General features: G+C 59.3%; 22 protein-coding genes. 13 read left to right on the top strand and 9 right to left on the bottom strand.

Annotated features, from left to right (window positions below):
• Positions 1–241: 241 nt before the first annotated feature.
• The 6 genes from sdhC to GZH79_RS03125 all read left to right on the top strand — a co-directional run bounded on the left by sdhC (position 242) and on the right by GZH79_RS03125 (position 4,929).
• Positions 242–625 carry a succinate dehydrogenase, cytochrome b556 subunit gene (gene sdhC, locus GZH79_RS03150; protein ID WP_211641748.1) on the top strand — a complete coding sequence of 128 codons (384 nt, stop codon included), beginning with the start codon at positions 242–244 and terminating at the stop codon, positions 623–625.
• A gap of 10 nt (positions 626–635) precedes the next feature.
• A complete protein-coding gene (sdhD, locus tag GZH79_RS03145) occupies positions 636–1,007 on the top strand; it encodes a succinate dehydrogenase, hydrophobic membrane anchor protein (protein ID WP_211641746.1) in 372 nt (123 codons plus the stop codon).
• A gap of 16 nt (positions 1,008–1,023) precedes the next feature.
• Complete coding sequence (sdhA, locus tag GZH79_RS03140) at positions 1,024–2,829, top strand: succinate dehydrogenase flavoprotein subunit (protein WP_211641744.1); 1,806 nt, start codon at positions 1,024–1,026, stop codon at positions 2,827–2,829.
• On the top strand, positions 2,829–3,122 hold the full coding sequence (locus GZH79_RS03135; protein ID WP_211641741.1) for a hypothetical protein: 294 nt from the start codon (positions 2,829–2,831) through the stop codon (positions 3,120–3,122). Before sdhA ends, GZH79_RS03135 begins: the two co-directional genes overlap by 1 nt.
• Before the next feature lie 51 nt (positions 3,123–3,173).
• Entirely contained in the window at positions 3,174–3,953 is a 780-nt protein-coding gene (locus GZH79_RS03130; RefSeq protein ID WP_211641739.1) for a succinate dehydrogenase iron-sulfur subunit, read from the top strand.
• Positions 3,954–4,083: 130 nt separating this feature from the next.
• Positions 4,084–4,929 carry a DUF1989 domain-containing protein gene (locus GZH79_RS03125; RefSeq protein WP_211641738.1) on the top strand — a complete coding sequence of 282 codons (846 nt, stop codon included), beginning with the start codon at positions 4,084–4,086 and terminating at the stop codon, positions 4,927–4,929.
• On the opposite strand, the gene deoD is transcribed toward GZH79_RS03125, so the two are convergent.
• Positions 4,926–5,630, bottom strand: a complete 705-nt coding sequence (gene deoD, locus GZH79_RS03120; RefSeq protein WP_211641737.1) for a purine-nucleoside phosphorylase — start codon at positions 5,628–5,630, stop codon at positions 4,926–4,928. The genes GZH79_RS03125 and deoD overlap by 4 nt on opposite strands.
• Positions 5,631–5,689: 59 nt before the next feature.
• Between deoD and GZH79_RS03115 the strand changes: the two genes are divergently transcribed.
• The gene (locus tag GZH79_RS03115) at positions 5,690–6,208 is read left to right on the top strand and encodes a DUF4329 domain-containing protein (RefSeq protein ID WP_211641736.1); all 519 of its coding nucleotides are present in this window, start codon (positions 5,690–5,692) and stop codon (positions 6,206–6,208) included.
• Between the two features lie 3 nt (positions 6,209–6,211).
• Here the strand turns inward: GZH79_RS03115 and GZH79_RS03110 are convergent, their stop codons facing one another.
• Both GZH79_RS03110 and GZH79_RS03105 read right to left on the bottom strand, forming a co-directional pair.
• Complete coding sequence (locus GZH79_RS03110; protein ID WP_211641734.1) at positions 6,212–6,535, bottom strand: H-NS histone family protein; 324 nt, start codon at positions 6,533–6,535, stop codon at positions 6,212–6,214.
• Between the two features lie 85 nt (positions 6,536–6,620).
• Positions 6,621–8,588: a protein meaA gene (locus tag GZH79_RS03105; protein ID WP_211641731.1), complete on the bottom strand. Its 1,968-nt coding sequence runs from the start codon at positions 8,586–8,588 to the stop codon at positions 6,621–6,623.
• 135 nt (positions 8,589–8,723) lie between these two features.
• Here GZH79_RS03105 and GZH79_RS03100 point away from each other — a divergent pair, with 135 nt between their 5' ends.
• From GZH79_RS03100 to GZH79_RS03075, 6 genes are all read left to right on the top strand, one after another.
• On the top strand, positions 8,724–10,094 hold the full coding sequence (locus GZH79_RS03100; RefSeq protein ID WP_211641729.1) for a 1-acyl-sn-glycerol-3-phosphate acyltransferase: 1,371 nt from the start codon (positions 8,724–8,726) through the stop codon (positions 10,092–10,094).
• 131 nt (positions 10,095–10,225) lie between these two features.
• Complete coding sequence (ccrA, locus tag GZH79_RS03095; RefSeq protein ID WP_211641727.1) at positions 10,226–11,506, top strand: crotonyl-CoA carboxylase/reductase; 1,281 nt, start codon at positions 10,226–10,228, stop codon at positions 11,504–11,506.
• Between the two features lie 182 nt (positions 11,507–11,688).
• Positions 11,689–11,886 (top strand): hypothetical protein, encoded by a 198-nt coding sequence (locus GZH79_RS03090; protein ID WP_211641725.1) that lies wholly within the window; start codon positions 11,689–11,691, stop codon positions 11,884–11,886.
• The gene (locus GZH79_RS03085) at positions 11,843–12,652 is read left to right on the top strand and encodes an autoinducer binding domain-containing protein (RefSeq protein ID WP_211641723.1); all 810 of its coding nucleotides are present in this window, start codon (positions 11,843–11,845) and stop codon (positions 12,650–12,652) included. The genes GZH79_RS03090 and GZH79_RS03085 overlap by 44 nt, the downstream gene beginning before the upstream one ends.
• Before the next feature lie 48 nt (positions 12,653–12,700).
• The gene (locus tag GZH79_RS03080) at positions 12,701–13,330 is read left to right on the top strand and encodes an acyl-homoserine-lactone synthase (protein ID WP_211641722.1); all 630 of its coding nucleotides are present in this window, start codon (positions 12,701–12,703) and stop codon (positions 13,328–13,330) included.
• A gap of 41 nt (positions 13,331–13,371) precedes the next feature.
• Complete coding sequence (locus tag GZH79_RS03075) at positions 13,372–14,907, top strand: AAA family ATPase (RefSeq protein WP_211641721.1); 1,536 nt, start codon at positions 13,372–13,374, stop codon at positions 14,905–14,907.
• Here GZH79_RS03075 and GZH79_RS03070 read toward each other — a convergent pair.
• The 6 genes from GZH79_RS03070 to GZH79_RS03045 all read right to left on the bottom strand — a co-directional run bounded on the left by GZH79_RS03070 (position 14,904) and on the right by GZH79_RS03045 (position 20,680).
• A complete protein-coding gene (locus GZH79_RS03070) occupies positions 14,904–15,656 on the bottom strand; it encodes a TIGR02186 family protein (protein WP_211641720.1) in 753 nt (250 codons plus the stop codon). The two genes, GZH79_RS03075 and GZH79_RS03070, sit on opposite strands and share 4 nt — an antisense overlap.
• On the bottom strand, positions 15,656–16,573 hold the full coding sequence (locus tag GZH79_RS03065) for a sulfite exporter TauE/SafE family protein (RefSeq protein WP_211641715.1): 918 nt from the start codon (positions 16,571–16,573) through the stop codon (positions 15,656–15,658). The genes GZH79_RS03070 and GZH79_RS03065 overlap by 1 nt, the downstream gene beginning before the upstream one ends.
• 68 nt (positions 16,574–16,641) lie before the next feature.
• Positions 16,642–17,610 carry an ABC transporter permease gene (locus GZH79_RS03060; protein ID WP_211641713.1) on the bottom strand — a complete coding sequence of 323 codons (969 nt, stop codon included), beginning with the start codon at positions 17,608–17,610 and terminating at the stop codon, positions 16,642–16,644.
• Positions 17,610–18,740: an ABC transporter permease gene (locus GZH79_RS03055; RefSeq protein ID WP_211641711.1), complete on the bottom strand. Its 1,131-nt coding sequence runs from the start codon at positions 18,738–18,740 to the stop codon at positions 17,610–17,612. The genes GZH79_RS03060 and GZH79_RS03055 overlap by 1 nt, the downstream gene beginning before the upstream one ends.
• 3 nt (positions 18,741–18,743) lie before the next feature.
• A complete protein-coding gene (locus GZH79_RS03050; protein ID WP_211641709.1) occupies positions 18,744–20,327 on the bottom strand; it encodes an ABC transporter ATP-binding protein in 1,584 nt (527 codons plus the stop codon).
• Positions 20,324–20,680 carry a nuclear transport factor 2 family protein gene (locus tag GZH79_RS03045; RefSeq protein WP_211641707.1) on the bottom strand — a complete coding sequence of 119 codons (357 nt, stop codon included), beginning with the start codon at positions 20,678–20,680 and terminating at the stop codon, positions 20,324–20,326. The genes GZH79_RS03050 and GZH79_RS03045 overlap by 4 nt, the downstream gene beginning before the upstream one ends.
• Positions 20,681–20,723: the final 43 nt, after the last annotated feature.

The following is a 20,723-nucleotide window of genomic DNA, read 5'->3' as shown; positions in this document are numbered from 1 at the left end:
ACGGATGTCGGTTGCTCCACCTGCGCAAATAGGCCTATCAACCCAAAGGGCTCCGGTTCCCGCCGGATGAAAGTTCAGTGGCAGGTCATGACCTGCCCGCCGTTTCGTTGCAGGCGCTGTGGTCGCGTCGAAATCACGCAAGGAAAAATTGCGCCTGTGGCGTGACTTCCCCGTTGCAATGGTTCATGTATCGCAGGCAATTCGCTCCCGATCGCGGGAGAGCAGGATCAAGGGACCGGAAATGACCGATCTGAACCGGGGCAATCGCCCGCTTTCGCCACATCTGACGATTTACCGTCCGCAGTGGACATCTATGACGTCGATCTTCACGCGGATTACCGGCAATGCACTGCTGGTGACGTCGCTGCTGGTCGTATGGTGGTTTGCCGCCGCCGCCGCCGGGCCGGATGCCTTTGCCACCGCCGATGGGTTCCTGACCAGCTGGTTCGGTGATCTGGTGATGTTCTTTTCGGTGGCCGGGCTTTGGTATCATTCGCTGGCTGGCCTGCGTCATCTGATCTGGGATCAGGGATACCTGCTGGAAGTCGACCGGGTGGAAACGACGGGTCAGGCCATCGTGCTGATTTCAGTGTTGCTGACCATTTTTACCGCAATCGTGCTTTAGGGGACTGACCATGGCATTCATGACTGACCGCAAACGCGCGACGGGCAACGGATCTGCACGGTCCGGCACACAGCATCACTGGCAGATGCAGGTGACATCTGTGGCGTTGTTGCTGCTGATTCCCTGCTTTGTGTTTACCTTTGGCGCGATCTACGGCGCGCCCTATGAACAAGTCGTCGCATATTACCAGCGTCCCTTCCCGTCCGTGATCGCTGCCCTGACCATCGCCATCAGCTTTCTGCACTTTCGTGGCGGTGTTCAGACCCTGATCGAAGATTATATTCACGGTGCGCTGAAGGCTCCGCTGATCATTGCGATGATCTGCATCAGCTACGCCGCCGCCGCCGTCGGTGTTTTCGCCGTCGTGCGCCTTGCCCTTTAATTGCCGGAGCTGACCGATGGCCGCTTATGATTACGAAACACATACCTTTGACGCCATCGTCGTGGGTGCCGGTGGGTCCGGCCTGCGCGCGACGCTTGGTCTTGCAGAACAGGGGCTGAAAACAGCCTGTATCTCAAAGGTGTTCCCGACCCGGTCGCACACCGTTGCGGCACAGGGCGGCATCGCCGCGTCGCTGTCCAACATGGGGCCCGACCATTGGCAGTGGCATATGTATGACACGGTCAAAGGGTCCGACTGGCTGGGCGACACCGACGCGATGGAATACCTTGCGCGTGAAGCGCCCAAGGCTGTTTACGAACTGGAACACTACGGCGTGCCGTTTTCGCGCACCGAAGAAGGCAAGATCTATCAGCGCCCCTTTGGCGGTCATACCACCGAATTCGGTGAAGGCCCGCCCGTGCAGCGCACCTGTGCCGCCGCCGACCGCACCGGTCACGCGATTCTGCACACGCTTTATGGTCAATCGCTGAAGCAAAAAGCCGAATTCTACATCGAATATTTCGCCACCGATCTGATCATGTCCGAAGACGGTGTGTGTCAGGGCGTGATGGCGTGGAAGCTGGACGACGGCACTTTGCACTTGTTCAGTGCGAAAACCACGGTACTGGCAACGGGCGGTTATGGCCGCGCCTATTTCAGCGCCACCAGCGCGCATACCTGCACCGGTGACGGTGGCGGTATGGTCGCACGGCAGGGGCTGCCGTTGCAGGATATGGAATTCGTGCAGTTCCATCCCACCGGCATCTACGGTGCAGGCTGCCTGATCACCGAAGGCGCGCGTGGCGAAGGCGGCTACCTGACCAATTCCGAAGGCGAGCGTTTCATGGAACGTTATGCGCCGACCTACAAGGATCTGGCGTCACGTGACGTGGTCAGCCGCTGCATGACCATGGAAATCCGCGAAGGCCGCGGTGTCGGGCCGAAAAAGGACCACATCCACCTGAACCTGAACCACCTGCCGCCCGAAACGCTGGATTTGCGTCTGCCGGGAATCACCGAATCAGCCCGCATCTTTGCAGGTGTCGATCTGACCAAGGAACCGATCCCGGTGCAGCCGACCGTGCATTACAACATGGGCGGCATCCCCACCAACTATTGGGGAGAGGTGCTGAACCCCACGGCTGACAATCCCGACGGCATCGTGCACGGTCTGATGGCCGTGGGCGAAGCGGGCTGTGCATCCGTGCACGGGGCCAACCGTCTTGGGTCCAACAGCCTGATCGACCTTGTCGTCTTTGGTCGTGCGGCGGCGATCAAGGCGGGGCAGGTCGTTGATCCCAACACGACGAACCCGACGCCGAACCAATCCAGTGTCGATGCCGCACTCGATCGCTTTGACAAGATGCGCCACGCCAGCGGCGGAACACCCACCGCCGAACTGCGGCTGGAAATGCAAAACGCGATGCAGGCTGACGCCGCCGTTTTCCGCACAGACAAGACACTGGGCGAAGGCGTCCAGACGATGACCGGCATCGCGGCGAAGCTGGATGATCTGCACGTCACGGACAAATCGATGATCTGGAACAGCGACCTGATGGAAACGCTGGAACTGGCCAACCTGATGCCCAACGCACTGGCCACGATCGTCTGCGCAGAGGCGCGCAAGGAAAGCCGTGGCGCGCATGCCCACGAAGATTATCCAGAGCGTGACGATAAAGAATGGCGCAAGCACTCTCTCGCAAAGGTGACGGGCAATAAGGTCGAATTGTATTACCGTCCTGTCCATATGGATCCTTTGACGACAGAAGAAGAGGGCGGCATCGACATGAAGAAGATCGCGCCGAAAAAGCGGGTCTATTGATGCGCCTGCGCTGGACTGCATCGCTGGGCTTGGTGGCATTGGCGGCCTGTGGTCCGCCGTTGCCGCCGACGATTGCCCAGATCGAAGCACGCTGCGCCGATCAGGCTGCGGCGGCTGCGGGACCAACGGGCCAGGTGTCCGTCGGTGTATCCAGCGCGTTTGGTGTGCAGACGGGGATTGCCGTAGGGATCACCGATGATTTTATCCGGGGGCGCGACCCGGCGGTTGTTTATTCTGAATGCTACACCCGGCTTAGCGGAGCCGCACCGCTGGCCCCGTATTCCGCCCGCTAAGGGCACTGATTTGACGGGCTGCTTTGCGGCCCACCGACGAAAGGTCTGAAAATGGTCGAACTGACACTGCCGAAAAACAGCCGGATGGTTACGGGCAAGACATGGCCCAAACCCGAAGGCGCCAAGAACACGAAAAAGGTACAGGTGTATCGTTGGAATCCCGACGATGGGAAAAACCCGCGTCTTGATACCTATCATGTCGATCTGGACACCTGCGGTCCGATGGTTCTGGACGCGCTGATCAAGATCAAGACGGACATCGACCCCACACTGACCTTCCGCCGTTCCTGCCGCGAAGGGATCTGCGGGTCCTGTGCGATGAACATCGACGGGGTGAACACGCTGGCCTGTATCTCTGGCCTGGATGAAGCAAAGGGCGACATCAAGATCTATCCCCTGCCGCACATGCCCGTGGTCAAGGATCTGATCCCCGACCTGACGCATTTCTACGCGCAGCACGCGTCGATCATGCCGTGGCTGGAAACAAAGACCAACGCCCCTGCAAAGGAATGGCGCCAGTCGATCGAAGACCGCGAAAAGCTGGATGGCCGCTATGAATGCATCATGTGTGCATGCTGTTCGACATCCTGCCCAAGCTACTGGTGGAACTCTGACCGTTACCTTGGCCCGGCCGCACTGTTGGCCGCACACCGCTGGATCGTCGATAGCCGCGATGAAGCAACGGGCGAACGTCTGGACGATCTGGAAGACCCGTTCAAACTGTATCGCTGCCACACGATCATGAACTGCGCCAAGGCCTGCCCAAAGGGTCTGAACCCCGCAAAAGCGATTTCCGAAATCAAGCATATGATGGTTGAGCGGGTCGTTTGATCGGCGTGCCGGTTTTGCGCGCAAAACCGGGAACGTCGCGCTGCGACGTGCTGTTGGCCAATGACACTGAAACGCCGTCCCCATGGGGCGGCGTTTTGCTGTAAGTATGCAGAAAAAGATAGGATCAGACATGGCATCACGACCCAAAACACCCGCTGATGCCGCAGAACGACGGGCGGTCGCCCCTGTGATCTGCTATCCGAACGATGCCTTACCTGTGCCGCAGGCGGCGCTGGATCGGGCCGCACACCCAATGGCCGTCGTGGAAAGGGTCACGGTCCCGCCGCGTGATGCGCGCCATATCCGCGTCAGGGCGGGGCAGGTGCTGCGAATCCTGTGCCCCGACGGTCCGCAGGTCGGTGATCTGAATTTGTTTCACGCCCACGATCTGTCAGAGCGGTTTTATTCCGGCAAGACACGCGCCCTGCACGGGTCGCATGTGACGACCGGCGACCGCCTGTGGTCGGGGTTTCCCTATCTGCGACCCATGGCGACCGTCGTGGCCGATACGCTGGACTGGTATGGGCGTGATGCGCACGGCGGGGCGGTGCATGACGTGATCGGCACGCGCTGCGACCCCTATACGGCCAAGCTTCTGGGTGGTCTGGACTACCACCACTGTTGTCATTCGAACCTGACGCGCGCCTTGTCGGATGCCACAGGCCTGCCACTGACAACGGCAGAGCCATATGTCCACGACGTGCTGAACGTGTTCATGTGCACGGGGTTCACTGCAGATACCGGCCAGTATTTCATGAAGGCCAGCCCCGTCCGCGCGGGCGATCACCTTGACCTGCTGGCAGAGATCGACCTGCTGGCGGTGTTGTCCGCCTGTCCCGGTGGCGATTGTAGCACGCAGCATTCATCCGATGTCGCGGTCTGCCACCCGCTTGAGATGCAGATCCTTGACACACAAGAGGCGGCCCCGTGGTCGGAGCCGCCGCTCAATTCATACGATCGCAGTCACGGGCGTTAGGCAAAGGCCGCTTCAAGCGCGATTTCGACCATATCGCCAAAGGTGCGTTCCCGCTGATCGCTGGGCAGCGATTCACCGGTGATGATGTGGTCGCTGACGGTCATCACGGCCAGCGCGCGACGCTTGTATCGCGCGGCGAGGATATAAAGCTCGGCCGCTTCCATTTCGACGGCCAGCACGCCATGCCGGATCATCTGTTCGGTCAGGTCGTTGCGTTCCGCATAGAACGTGTCGGACGAATAGATGCTGCCGACATGGGTCGGCGTGCCGCGTTTTTCCGACGCGGCATATGCGGCCTGCAACAGACCGAAATCGCACACGGGCGCATAGTCGATTTCGCGGAAAATCGTGCTGGACGGTGTTCCGGTGGACGTCGCTGTCATCGCCAGCACAACATCGCGCACCTTGACGTTGTCCTGCATCCCGCCGCAGCTACCGATGCGGATCAGCGTTTGCGCACCGTAGTCTTTCATCAATTCGTTCGCATAGATCGACATGGACGGCATCCCCATGCCCGACCCCATGATCGTCACGCGGTTCCCGTTCCACATACCGGTGAAACCCAGCATGCCACGCACTTCGTTGATGCAGACGGCGTCGGTCAGGAATGTTTCTGCCGCCCATTTCGCGCGATATGGATCGCCCGGCATCAGGACGGTTTCGGCAATATCTCCGGCTTTGGCGGCAATGTGAGGTGTCATGGCTTTTTCCTTTGCAATTTGGCGGTAGTATTGGGGGAATCCGCGTGGAAAGAAAAGCAATGTGGCGACTTCTATGGGTATTTCTCTGGCCCTTGCCGACGTCAGGCGCAGCCGCGCCAGACCTTGCAGAAGTGGCGCTTGCAGAACGCACGCTTTACGCGTTGCAGGCGCAATCATTTGCGAAGCGCCGCGAATATTGCGGCTATCTGGGCTATGATAATGACGGTGAACTTGTCGCCAGCCCGGCGGTCGCGGGCACGTTTGCGTCATGTTCCGCACCATTCCCCACGGACATCGCCGTGACGGCGTCGTATCATACGCACGGTGCATTCGATGATGGATACTTTAACGAATTGCCCAGCCTGATCGACGTCGATGGCGACGCGCAGTTTTTACTGAATGGCTATGTCGCCACGCCGGGCGGTCGGCTTTGGTATGTCGCAGGCCGTGAACGGTCGGTTCACCTGATCTGCGGCATTGGCTGTCTGCCCATCGCGCCGGGATTTCGCAAAGGCCTAAGCGGTGAGATCCTCGACGGCTACACCTACGAGGATCTTCAAAATGCCTTGGGTCGTTAGGGCTTAAATTTCCATCGTGGATGGATCGCGACCGTCGGCAATTGCTGTTTTGAACCAGTCTGGCTGGCGCCCCTTGCCGGTCCAGGTCTGGTCAGCGTTGTCGGGGTTGCGATATTTCGGTGCGGATTTCACACCGGCTGCACGTCGTGGTGCGGGCAGTTTCGATACATCTTCAAGGGTATAGCCATATTCGGCTGCAGCCCGTGAGGCGGCATCTTGCGCTAGTTTCAATTCGCGGGACGAAATGTTTTCCAGCGCTTTGTCGACTTTTTTGCGCAATTTCTCAAGATCTTTGCGCGACATCTGTTTTAGATCAATGGTATCCATGGGCGGCTCCTGTCGAAGCACCTGAAAAGTCAGGTGCAATGAACTGTAGCCTTTGCATTCTGAATTAATGAGATCAAGTAGAATGTTATTCTGCGGCGATAACGGTCTTATCAACAAGCGTGACAATATCGTCCATAATCCGGTTCAATTCAAAGTCCTTTGGTGTGTAAACGCGCGCCACGCCCATTTCCAGCAATCGCTTTGCATCCGCATCGGGGATGATACCGCCCGCAATGACGGGGATGTCGCCAAGCCCGTTTTTATGAAGTTTTTCCATAAACGTCGCAATCAAGGGAATGTGCGATCCCGATAGGATCGACAGGCCGATCACATGTGCTTGATCGTCGATTGCGGCTTGCACCAATTCATCCGGTGTCAGGCGAATACCTTCGTAGGCAATATCCATGCCGCAATCGCGCGCACGTGCGGCAATTTGTTCCGCACCGTTTGAATGGCCATCTAGACCGGGTTTTCCGACCAGAAATTTCAGTCGACGCCCCAGATTGGCCGACACTGCATCGACCCTTTCGCGCAGATCATCCAGACCTTCGACACGGTTTGACGGCGACCGGGAAACCCCGGTCGGGCCACGGAACTGACCGAACACATCGCGCACAACATCCGCCCATTCGCCAGTTGTCACGCCCGCGCGGGCAGCTTGAATGGAAGGCGGCATAATGTTGTCACCGCTGCGCGCTGCCAAGCGCAGCGCATCAAGCGCTTGCGCGACCGCCCCCGCATCACGCCCGGCTTTCCATGTTGCAAGCCGCGTCAGCTGATCCGCCTCTGCCTGCGCGTCAGCGACCATGATCGCGTCGTCACCTGCCGTCAGGGGTGACGGTTCACCTGCCTGCCATTTGTTCACGCCAACGACAGTGGTTTCGCCCGTTTCGATCCCGCCGATCCGGGCGGCGTTGCTTTCGACAAGCCTGCTTTTCATGTAGGCGATCGCCTTGACCGCACCGCCCATCGCGTCGATCTGCGCAAGCTCTGCACGCGCGCCGTCTTTCAGGGCTGCGACCTTGCGTTCTATGGCGGGGTTGCCGTCGAACAGATCATCATATTCCAGCAGGTCGGTTTCATAGGCCAGAATTTGCTGCATCCGCAGCGACCATTGCTGGTCCCACGGGCGGGGCAGGCCCAATGCTTCGTTCCACGCGGGCAATTGCACGGCGCGGGCACGGGCATTTTTTGACAGTGTGACCGCCAGCATTTCGATAAGGATGCGATAGACGTTGTTTTCCGGCTGCTGTTCGGTCAATCCCAAAGAGTTGACTTGCACGCCGTAGCGGAACCGACGATATTTTTCGTCCTGCACGTTGTAGCGTTCTATGCAAATTTCGTCCCAAAGTTCGACAAAGGCACGCATTTTGCACAGTTCGGTCACAAATCGAATCCCGGCATTCACAAAGAACGAAATGCGGCCCACCATTTGCGGGAAATCAGCGGTGGGCACTTTGGTTTTCAGATCGTCCAGCACTGCCGTGGCGGTTGCAAGTGCAAAGGATAATTCTTCTTCCGGTGTCGCCCCGGCTTCTTGCAGGTGGTAGGAACAGATATTCATCGGGTTCCATTTTGGCAAGAATTCCCGCGTATACGCTGCCACATCGGTAATCATCCGCATTGATGCTTCGGGTGGGCAGATATAGGTGCCGCGCGAAAGATATTCCTTGATGATATCGTTTTGAACGGTGCCTTGCAGCGCGCTGATATCCGCACCCTGTTCTTCTGCAACCGCGATATAAAGCGACAGCAACCATGGCGCGGTTGCATTGATCGTCATCGACGTATTCATCTGTTCCAACGGAATGTCATTGAACAGGGCGCGCATATCGCCCAGATGGCAAACCGGGACGCCGACCTTGCCGACCTCGCCGCCACTTAATTCGTGGTCGCTGTCGTATCCTGTCTGTGTGGGCAGATCAAAGGCGACAGACAAACCGGTCTGCCCCTTGGCCAGATTACCGCGATACAGCGCGTTCGACGCCTTTGCTGTCGAATGACCCGCATAGGTCCTGAACATCCAGGGGCGATCTTTGGGGGTCTGGGGCATAGATGTCATCCGTTACGAAAGAAAATTGCGTATCGAAAAGACTATGTGATATTTTAGGACGCGGTCAAGGTGCCGCGTTGCAGCATTGGTCGACTCGCCATTGTCGTGATCGTAATTCCCTGCCACGTATGGACCATGACGCAGCCTGTCACCTTACCGCTTTGGGCCTTTTGGCTTATCCTGATTTTTGCCGCGGTGACGTTCGCGTCCCATTTCCTGTTTCCGTCCGTGCGGTGGTTTTTCCGCAAACGGGCAGAGCGCGTGATCGCGCGGTTGAACGAACGGCTTGCCCGTCCGATCGAACCGTTCAAACTGGCGCGGCGGCACGACATGATCCAGCGCTTGATCTACGATCCAGAAGTCACGGCAGCCATCGTTGAACATGCGACCGAACATAACGTGCCCGAAAACGTCGCGTTCGAAAAGGCGCAGAAATATGCCCGCGAAATCGTGCCCAGTTTTTCCGCGACCGCCTATTTCAGTTTCGGGATGCGGCTGGCGCGCTGGCTGTCGAATTCGCTGTATCGGGTGCGGATCGCCACCTTTCCCCGGCAGGAACTGGCGTCACTTGATCCCAATGCGACGATCATCTTTGTGATGAACCATCGGTCGAACATGGATTACGTTCTTGTCACCTATTTGGTCAGCAGGGCGGGCGCATTGTCTTATGCTGTCGGGGAATGGGCGCGGGTCTGGCCCTTGTCCGGTCTGATCCGTGCGCTGGGGGCGTATTTCATCCGGCGGCGATCGGGTGGCAACCTGTATCGCCGGGTGCTGGCGCGCTACGTTCAGATGGCGACCGACGGCGGTGTCACGCAGGCGATTTTCCCAGAGGGTGGATTGTCCCTGACCGGAGAGGTCCGCGAGCCGAAGCTGGGTTTGCTCAGCTATATCGTTGGCAACTATCGGCCCGGCGACCGCGACGTCATCTTTATTCCTGTTGGCCTGAACTATGACCGCACGATCGAAGACCAGTTTTTGATACGCGCATACAAACGTGGCAACAGGCGGTTCCGTCCGCCCAACCGGGCGATCGTCAGCGGCGTTGCATCGCATCTTTGGCAGCGAGTGACAGGGCGCTTCGATACATTTGGCACGGCATCCGTCGGGTTCGGGCAGCCGTTGGAACTGTCGTTGTTTCTGGACACCGTGACCGGTGATCCGACCAAAGCGGTCGCCACGGAACTGATGGACCGTGTGCGTCAGGTCGTGCCTGTGCTGGCCACACCGCTGATCGCCCGGCTGTTGCTGGAAACGCCGGGTCTAAGCCGTGACAACCTGTTGGACCGCACCCGTGCCTGTCTATCCGCACTGGAAGAACAGGATATGCCGCTGCCGCAGCGCAGCCCCGACGTGCTGGTGGATGACACGCTGACCCGCCTGATCGGGCGTGGTCTGCTGCGCGAGACAGATCAGGGACTGGAAATCACACCCACTGGTGCAGAAGTCCTGCCCTACTACGCCAACAGCATCGCGCACCATTTCCCTGAATTGCCATCAACATAAAATTCACTACGAAACTAAATTACAAAATCGGACTCCACGGGGTTGCAAAGTTACGCTGCAACCGCATAGTAATTGGAAAGCATCGATTCTGCGGTGCGGCAGGTATGTGGATTATCGCGATGGAGACGGACATGGCACTGGATCAAAGCACGACCGGACAACCGGAAGAAAAAACCCTGTACGAGGTCGGCCAACTGCCGCCGTTGGGCCATGTGCCGGACCAGATGTATGCTTGGACCATCCGGCGCGAACGCCACGGCGAACCCGACAAGGCGTTTGAAATCGAAGTCGTCGATGTGCCGCGCCCCGACAGTAACGAAGTGCTGGTCATGGTGATGGCCGCAGGCGTGAATTATAACGGCGTCTGGGCTGGCCTTGGCATCCCGCTTAGCCCTTTTGACGTCCACAAGGCCGATTATCACATCGCAGGATCGGACGCGTCGGGGATCATCTGGGCGGTGGGCGACAAGGTCAAACGCTGGAAAGTCGGCGACGAGGTCGTGATTCACTGCAATCAGGACGATGGCGACGATGAACATTGCAACGGTGGCGATCCCATGGACAGCCCCAGCCAGCGGATCTGGGGCTATGAAACGCCCGACGGCAGCTTTGCCCAGTTCACCTGTGTGCAGTCGCAGCAATTGATGGCGCGCCCCAAACATCTGACATGGGAAGAAGCCGCCTGTTACACGCTGACGCTGGCGACCGCCTACCGGATGCTGTTCGGTCACCATCCCCACGAACTGAAACCCGGTCAGAATGTGCTGGTCTGGGGGGCGTCCGGTGGTCTGGGGTCCTACGCGATCCAGTTGATCAATACCGCTGGTGCCAATGCAATCGGTGTCATTTCGGATGAATCGAAGCGCGAATTCGTCATGTCATTGGGCGCAAAGGGCGTGCTGAACCGCAACGATTTCAATTGCTGGGGTCAGATGCCCACCGTGAACACGCCGGAATACGCCGATTGGTTCAAGGAAACCCGCAAGTTCGGCAAGGCGATCTGGGACATTACCGGCAAGGGTGTGAATGTCGACATGGTGTTCGAACACCCCGGTGAAGCAACGTTTCCGGTGTCCACCTTTGTGTGCAAGCGTGGCGGTATGGTCGTGATCTGCGCGGGCACCACCGGCTATAACCTGACGTTCGATGTGCGCTATATGTGGATGCACCAGAAGCGTCTGCAGGGCAGCCATTTCGCCAACCTCAAACAGGCATCGGCGGCGAACCAGCTGATGATCGAACGGCGTCTTGATCCTTGTATGTCAGAAGTGTTCGGTTGGGACGATATCCCCGCGGCCCACACCAAGATGCGCAAAAACCAGCACAAACCGGGCAACATGGCAGTTCTCGTCCAAAGCCCCCGCACCGGGCTGCGCACGGTCGAAGACGCAAGGTCTGAACAGCGCGGTTGATCCCGCCCTTACATGACACATAAGGCCCGCCCGACAGGGGCGGGCTTTATTGTTTCCGGGGCCTTACGGTGGGACGCTCCCCCATAAAAGACGGGCGCAAAGCGGTGGGTAGGCGATCACAAAAGGTAAATGTTAAGATATGGCGTTAACGATCTGTTAACGACTTTGAAGGGATGGTTGCCGTGGGTCAAAGATGGATCATCGACGTGCTCGCCGATCTGGAAAACTTTGCCACCCAGAATGGATTACCACTGGTTGCTGACCGCATGCGGGAAGCAGCCATCGTTGCCTCGGCTGAAATCGCGGCGGCACCGGAAAAGGTGACGGATCGGACAAATGGAGACCAGAACGACCCCACGATCCTGTCTGGCAGCGCTTGAAGCCGCGGATACGTTAACCGAGCTTCAGGAATGCGCGATCAAACTGCGCACGGCGCTTGGTGTCGATCATCTAGTTTATCATTGGATCAGCGTCGATGGCGAACAATTCGGGTTTGGGACCTATGCCCCTGCGTGGGCGCAGCGTTATCAGGACCGCGATTATATTCGCATTGATCCGGTCGTGTTGGGCTGCTTTCAGCGGTTCCGCCCGGTGGACTGGAAAAGCCTAGATTGGTCGTCGCGCGCCGCACGGGATCTGCGACGCGACGCGCTGGCCCATGGGATTGGCAATCAGGGGTTTTCGATTCCGATCCGTGGCCCCAATGGCCAGTTCGCGCTGTTTACCGTGTCCAGCACGTGTACGGACCCAGAGTGGGACGATTTCACAGGCACCCATCAGCGCGACCTGATCCTTGTCGCGCATGTGCTGAACGACAAGGCGCTGCAATTACGACAGGGGCGGTCACCGCAACCGACCATCCAGCTGTCACCCAGAGAAGTCGACGCACTGACGTTCCTTGCCATGGGCTATGCCCGTAGTCAGGCGGCCGAAATTCTGAAGATTTCGGAACACACCCTGCGAAGTTACATTGAAAGCGCACGGTTGAAGCTGGGCGCGCTGAATACCGATCATGCCGTGGCCCGCGCCCTGACCGAAGGGCTGATCGTCAGCGGCGGGGCGATCCGCGACGCCAAAGGTGATTGGCCGGGCCGCAGCGTTGCGCAAACCACCGATCCAGCAACCGCACTTGCAGGCAATCACTAACCATCGCTGACAAAAGGTAACGGTCTTTCCCCTGAAAAGGCCGGACCGATGATCAGATACCTATATGGTGCCGAATTGCGCAGCTATCCGGCGCTGCGCGATGCGATGCACCGCGACCGCGCCACGCAGTTTCACGACCGGCTGGGCTGGAATGTCAACGTCGATGAAAATGGCGGCGAATGCGACGCATACGATGGGCTGAACCCGCTTTATGTGATCTGGGAACCCGCGCCCGGTGTGCACGGTGGGTCAATGCGGTTTCTGCCGATGGATGGGCGGACCATGGTGACAGACCATTTTGCAGGCTTGCTGGACTGCACCATCGATTCCCCCCTGATCTGGGAATGCACGCGCTTTTGTCTGGCGCCCGATGCCACTGTCAAAGTGGCTGGAATCCTGATGCTGGCAGGCGGAGAGTTGATGCGCGGCCACGGTCTGACGCATTTGCTGGGCGTGTTCGACGCGCGGATGATCCGCATCTACAATGCCATTGGTGCCGCACCGCAGGTCTTGGGCAGCAGCGGAACAGGCCGCGACCGAATCAGCGTCGGCCTTTGGCCCTATCGTCCGACGGATCGACTCAGGGTGCTGCGCCGTGCGGGTGTGTCATCGGATGTGTCGGAACTGTGGTTCCGCCGCGCTTTTGGCCGCCCCGTTACGCCTCCGCTTGTGGCCTGATTGCGCTGGCAGGGGCGTCCTTGCACAGGTAGTGTCGCCCCATGACATCCCCCGCGATTACTTTTTCCGATGATCAGGCGCAGGCTTGGGACAACGTGGCCCTGATCCTGCGGCAGGCGGGCGTTGATCTGGACGGCGACCTGTTGCAACCGCCACAGACCGATGCGTCCGACGTGATGGCGGTCATCGGCAAGGCGGGCAGTGGCAAAACCATGTTGCTGGCCGCATTGTACCGCGCACTTGAACAGGCAGGCGTCGATATCGTATCGGGCGATTACGAAAGCAAAAAGCGCACCAACCGCCGCACACTTGCGATCCTTGCGCCGACAAACAAGGCGGCCAGCGTGCTGCGCAATCGCGGTGTGCCCGCCACGACGATTCACCGCATCCTGTACACCCCTGTTTACGATCCCGAATACGAACGCGTCGCGGAATGGCTGGCCGGGCAGGGCGAACGGCCCGAAATCGAGGGCCTGACCGATCTGTCGCTTGACCGGGCCGCCGCGTCCTATGAGCTGCACAAATCCATCCCTGCCGCACTCGCCGCTGCCGGCCTGCGCGGTAGTGATTTCATCACCGGCTGGAAACGGCGCGAAGAACCGTTGGACATCGGGTTCGTCGACGAATCGTCTATGCTGGACGAAAAGCAGTTTCAGGACCTGCGCGAGATTTTTCCGACGCTTTTGCTGTTCGGTGATCCGGCACAGTTGCCGCCGGTGCAATCCAGTGGTGGCATGGTGTTCGAAACGCTGCCAGCCAGTCGCGTCCAGACACTTAGCCGGATTCACCGTCAAGACGCGGATAACCCGATCCTTGATCTGGCCCATGCGCTGGCTGATCCGATGTTGGATTTCTACCACTTTGAACGGATGGTTGCGGATGCGGCGGCGCGGGACGAACGGGTCGTCATGGCGCAGCGGGTCGAATCCGATTTGATGGCGCGGTCCCCGGTGCTGGTCTGGACGAACAAGACGCGCATCCGCCTGATCCACGCCTTTCGGGCCGCATTCAACGCGCCCAGTGACAGCCTGCTGGAAGGCGAACCGCTGATCTGCGACGGTATTGAACTGCCGATGAAGCACCGCAAGAAGCGTCTTGATCTGGAAGCGCGCGGTCTGATCAAAGGCGCACAGGTGGTTTATCTGGGACCGGGCAAGCGACCGGGTTTCAGCCGGTTACACGTCATCGGTGCGCTTGATCCGCAAATGTCGGCGGCCAGCATCGTCAAGATCGAACACGAAGGCGACGAAGAACCGTTCATCCCCTTTGCCGCCAAGATGGGGGCGACGTTCCTGCATGGTGCCGCCGTCACGATCCACAAGGCGCAAGGATCGCAATGGGATACCGTGCAGGTCTTTGCCCCCGATATTGAAATGGCGTCCCGCATGGGTCGCGTCGAGGCAGGCCAACCCCTGTGGAAACGGCTGGCCTATGTGGCGATCACGCGTGCGGAAACACAGTTGCGCTGGGTCGTCCGTAACCGGTTGGGCAAGCCCGAGACGCCGGTCCTGCGGGTCGATGATCTGCAAAGCGGCCCGGCGCCGTTGGTGTTGCAGGCAGAAGCGACCGACGATTAACGCCGCAGCATCGCGAACCCGGCGGATGCGGCCCAGCCTGCCGCCGCTGCGATAATCAGCGACAAAAACCCGTAAATCAGCGGGTCCGCATGGGCCAGGTTATACAGCCAGCGTTCCAGCCCGACCTTTTGCACGGGAATGATCGTGCTGGATTCGTCGATCGGAACACCGTCGCGGGTCAGAAAGATTCGCGCGACGTAATCGCCTTCGGTCAGGTTAGCGGGCAGGTCGAATGACGCGCGGAACAGCGTGTCCTGTTCCAGATCGACGCCGCCGATTTGTGTTTGATACAGGTCTGCGTTTCCGCGAATGCGGATCAGCGCTTCGATGAACGCCTCGCTGTCGTAGACCCCGGTGCCGACCGACCGGATTGCGCGGGGGATCGTAATGCTGTCGCGCAGGTCTGATGTGTCGCGCAGGACATCCCGTATCGGGCCGGATGTGGCGACCGCGTAGAACGACGGCGCGTGATCGACCTCTACCTCTTGTGTATTGACCCAGATGCCCAGCCGTCGCGCCTTGCGATAGACGGACAGGCGTTGATCGGGGCCAGCCACGGTGATGATGACGCCCAGATCGCCGCTTTGGGTGGGTGCCGGCGCGTCGCGGCGCACCGCACCGAAAATCAGGATGTCGTCGCCATCGAATGTCGCGGTGATCGACACGGAATCCTGGCTAAGCCCCAACACGATGGTTTCGGCGCGCGCCGCACCGGCAAAGCAAAGGCACAACAGCAACAGGCGCAGCATCAGATTTCCCCCACGCTGACGGAATACAGCTCTGACGGTTGCAAAAGCAGATCCAGTGCAAGCTTGCCGCAGACCAGCAACACCAGCAACGCCAGCAGGATGCGGAGTTGTTCGGCCTTTAGCTTCAGGCCGAGTATTGTGCCGAACTGCGCACCGATCACGCCGCCCACGATCAAAAGCAACGCCAGCACGATATCGACGGTATAGTTCGTCGTGGCATGCAGCATCGTGGTATAGGATGTGACGAACAGGATCTGGAACAGTGATGTGCCGATCACCACCTTGGTCGGCATGCCCAGAAGATAGATCATCGCGGGCACCATGATAAAGCCGCCCCCGACCCCCATGATCGCGGACAAGACGCCCACCAACACGCCCACCAGCAGCGGTGGCACGACAGAGATATACAGCCCCGACACCCTGAATTTGATTTTGAAAGGCAGGTTATGCACCCAGTTGTGGTGCCGCCGCGGTTTGCGTTTGCCCGCCGGGTTGCGCGCGCGCCGGATGGCGTTGACGCTTTCGAACAGCATCAGAAAACCGATGATCCCCAGAAAGATCACGTAGAACAGGTTCACCAGCAAGTCGACCTGACCCAGACTGCGCAGGTAGTTGAACAGGATCAGGCCCAGCGTCGACCCGATCAGGCCACCGACCAGCAGGACCGACCCCATCCGCAGGTCGACGGTCTTGCGTTTCAGATGCGCCAGCAGTGCGGAAAAGCTGGACGCGACGATCTGGTTGGTGGACGTGGCAACCGCGACGGCGGGCGGAATGCCGACAAAAAACAGCAGCGGCGTAATCAGGAACCCGCCGCCGACGCCGAACATGCCCGACAGCACGCCGACCAGACCGCCCAAGCCCAACAGCAGGAAAGCGTCGACCGATACCTCGGCAATGGGTAGATATATCTGCATGACTGTCCCGGCAGCGGACTTTGTTGTCCCCTACAAAACGCGCTACGCGCAAAAGTGTCAAACGCGGGTTAGCGTTCTTTTACATAGGGCTCGCCACCCGCGCGGGGTGGTACCGCTTTGCCAACAAACCCGGCCAGAATGACGACGGTCAGGATATAGGGCAGGGCGTCCAGCAATTGCGACTGGATGTTGAACTGCAGGACACGTTCGATCAGGTCGGACCGCAGCGCGATGGCTTGCAGGAACCCGAACAGCAGGCAGGCCCACAGGCAATAAACCGGGCGCCATTTCGCGAAAATCAGGGCCGCCAGCGCGATGTAACCGCGTCCGGCACTCATGTCCTTGGTGAACCCGGCCTGCAGTGCCGTTGCCAGATAGGCGCCCGCGATGCCGCACAAAACGCCACAGATTGCGACAGCGGCAAACCGCATACCCACGACACTGACGCCAGCGGTATCCACGGCGGCGGGGTTTTCACCCACCGCACGCAGCCGCAGGCCAAACCGCGTGGAAAACAGCACCCAAGCGGTCAGCGGCACGATCAGCAGCGCCATATAGACGATGATGGTGTGGCCTGAAATCAGTTCGTAATAGATCGGGCCAAGGATGGGCACATCGCGCAGCGCATCTGCGCCGGGCAGGGTGATCGGGTTGAACCGGCCCGCGCCCGACAGTTGCGGCGTGCGCCCCCCTTGGGCAAACCAGCTTTGCGCGATCACGACGGTCAGACCGGCCGCAAGGAAGTTGATCGCCACCCCCGAAATCAACTGGTTCCCGCGAAAGGTGATCGACGCAAGCCCGTGAATGGCAGACAGCAGCAGTGACGCGAAAATACCCGCCAACAGACCAACCCACACGTTGCCTGTGGCATAGGCGACAGCCGCAGACAGGAACGCCGCGGCCAGCATCTTGCCTTCAAGCCCGATGTCGAAAATCCCGGCACGTTCGGAAAACAACCCGGCCAGACAGGCCAGCAGCAGCGGCGTCGCCAGCCGCAGGGTCGAATCCAGCAATTGCAAAAGGGTGATCAGGTCCATCAGTTCGCCCCTTCGGCACTGGTCGATTTGCGGTCGGGTTTGGGCGGCTGGCGGCGCAGCAGGAACAGGCGTTCCAGCGGGCCACGCACCATGTTGTCCAACGCACCGGTGAACAGGATCACCAGCGCCTGAATGACGATGATCAGCTCGCGCGGGATCGACGTCCACAGTGCCAGTTCCGCGCCACCCTGATATAGAAAGCCAAACAGGATCGCTGCCAGAAACACACCCAGTGGGTGGCTACGCCCCATCAGCGCCACGGCGATCCCGATGAAACCCGCACCCTCGACGGCGTTCAGCACCAGACGTTCTGCTTCGCCCTGCACATTGTTGATCGCCATCATGCCCGCCAGTCCGCCGGAAATCAGCATCGAGATCACGATGATCTTTGTCGGACTGATGCCCGCGTATTTTGCCGCGGATTCCGAATGGCCAAAGGCGCGAATCTCATAGCCCAGCCGGGTGCGCCAGATCAGCGCCCACAGGGCGATACAGGCAGCCACCGCGACGAAAAAACTGATATTTGCAGGGGCACCACGGAAAAGCGTCGCTTCCCCAAAAGAGAACATATCCTGAAAGCTGGGCAGGTTCGTCGATTCCGGAAATTTGCCCGTCGCCGGTTCCATGCTGCCAGCAGGTTTCAGCGCCCCGACCAGCAGATAGTTCAGCAGGGCTGCGGCGATAAAGTTGAACATGATCGTCGTGATGACGATATGACTGCCGCGTTTGGCCTGCAGGATCGCGGGAATGAACGCCCATGCCGCGCCGAACAATGCCGCCCCCACGCTGGCCGCAATCAGTGCCAGCGACCAATGCGGAAACGGGATATACAGACAGACCAGCGCCACGCCCAGCCCACCCAGCACTGCCTGACCTTCGCCACCGATGTTGAACATGCGCGCATGGAACGCGATGGCGACAGCAAGGCCGGTAAAGATGAAATTGGTGGCGTAATACAGCGTGTATCCCCAGCCATAGGTCGACCCCAGCGCGCCATCCACCATCAATTTCAATGCGTCCCACGGGTTTTCACCGATCGCAAGAATCACGATGGCCGAAAGTATGGCCGCCAGCAAAAGCGATATCAGCGGCACCAGAATAACCTCGGCCCATTTTGGCATCACATCCATCGTTCAGCCCTTTCTGCCGACATGGGCAAGGTTGTCTTCGATCTGGTCGACGCTGACGGTGTCGGGATTGCCTGTCATCCCGGCCATCAGCAGGCCCAGTTCCTTTTCGTTGGTCGATGCCGGGTCGCGTTCGCCCATGATATGCCCGTCGAACATCACCGCGATCCGGTCGGACAGGGCCAGAATTTCTTCCAGCTCCACTGACACCAGCAGGATCGCCTTGCCCTGATCGCGCAGGGCGATGATCTGTTCGTGAATGAATTCGATGGCACCGATATCGACACCCCGCGTCGGCTGACCGATCAGCAGCAGGTCGGGGTTACGTTCGATTTCGCGGGCCAGAACGATCTTTTGCTGGTTGCCGCCTGAAAAACTTTTGGCCGCCAGTTTCGGATCGGGGGGGCGAACATCGAACCGTTTCATCTTGTCGGTGGCGTCGGCCAGGATCGCACCGTTGTTCATGAACAGCCCGGATCTGTATTTCGCATCATGGTGATAGCCGAACGCGGTATTTTCCCATGCCGTGTAGTCCATGATCAGACCTTCGGCCTGCCGGTCTTCGGGCACGTGTGCGATGCCGCGTCTGCGGCGGCTTTGACCATCGGATTTGGTCCCTGTCAGGTCGATGGGCGTGCCGTTCATCGTGATCGTGCCGGTGGCTTTTTCATAACCGCCCAGCACTTCCAGCAACTCGCTTTGGCCATTGCCTGCCACGCCGGCGATCCCCAGCACTTCGCCTGCGCGGACCTGAAAACTGACGCCCTTGACCCGGTGGACGCCCTTGGCGTCGGTCACGTGCAAATCCTTGACGTCCAGAATGACATCGCCGGCGCGCGCGGGTGATTTATTCACGCGCAACAGCACCTTGCGGCCCACCATCAGTTCCGCCAGTTCCGCCGGAGATGTCTCTGCCGTCTTGACCGTCGCGGTCATTTCACCCCGGCGCATAACGCTGACGGTGTCCGTGATATCCATGATTTCGCGCAGCTTATGGGTGATCAGGATGATCGTCTTGCCTTCGCGGCGCAGATTTTCAAGGATACGGAACAGATGATCCGCCTCTGCCGGGGTCAGCACGCCGGTCGGTTCGTCCAGGATCAGGATGTCTGCTTGCCGATACAGCGCTTTCAGGATTTCGACGCGCTGCTGCATCCCGACGCCGATGTCTTCGACCACGGCATCAGGATCGACATTCAGTTCGTATTCTTCAGCCAGCGCGCGCAATTCGCGCCGCGCACGCGCCAGTGACGGGCGCAGCAATCCGCTGTCTTCGGCGCCAAGGATGATATTTTCTAGAACGGTAAAGTTTTCGACCAGCTTGAAATGCTGAAAAACCATGCCAATCCCCGCCGCAATCGCGGACTGGCTGTCGGGAATCTCTGTGCGCTTGCCGCCGATGTGAATTTCGCCCTTATCGGCTTTGTAAAAGCCGTAAAGAATGCTCATCAGCGTGGATTTGCCCGCGCCGTTTTCCCCGATGATGCCGTGGATCGTGCCGGGCATGACGCGGATGCTGATATCCTTGTTGGCCTGAACGGGGCCGAACGCCTTGGATATGCCCTTTAGCTCGATGGCGGGTGCGGTCATTGCGGCAATCCTCCGGCGCCTTTGAAACCTGTCATGGTCACGATGCCGCTGTCGCGTTCCAGCGCAAAATAGGTGCCATGTTGTGACCACGTGCCGTCTGCCCCGAACCCCACAAGGATGCGGGCAAAGCCGTCTTTTTCGTCGATGGTCAGTGCCTTTGCAGTCCAGCCGGGGGCATGTGTCGCAAAGGCACCCAGATAATCGCAAAGCGCATCAAGCGACGTGATCGGCCCGTCGGTCATGGGGTCGGAATAGGTGAATTCTGGCGCCATGCAATCGGCCACGCTGGCCCGCCGCGTCGCGGCGTCGGTTTCGCCCCAAGCAGCAAAGAAATTGGCGATGCGGTCGGTCATGGCGTCCCCTTACGTGCAAAGGGCCGCGCCGAATAGATCGGCG

Origin of the sequence: Loktanella sp. SALINAS62 (assembly GCF_018263905.1) — a bacterium.
In the GTDB taxonomy this organism is placed as follows: domain Bacteria; phylum Pseudomonadota; class Alphaproteobacteria; order Rhodobacterales; family Rhodobacteraceae; genus Loktanella.
The sequence above is the reverse complement of the archived record's forward strand: the minus strand, read 5'-3'. Positions and strand labels throughout refer to the sequence as shown.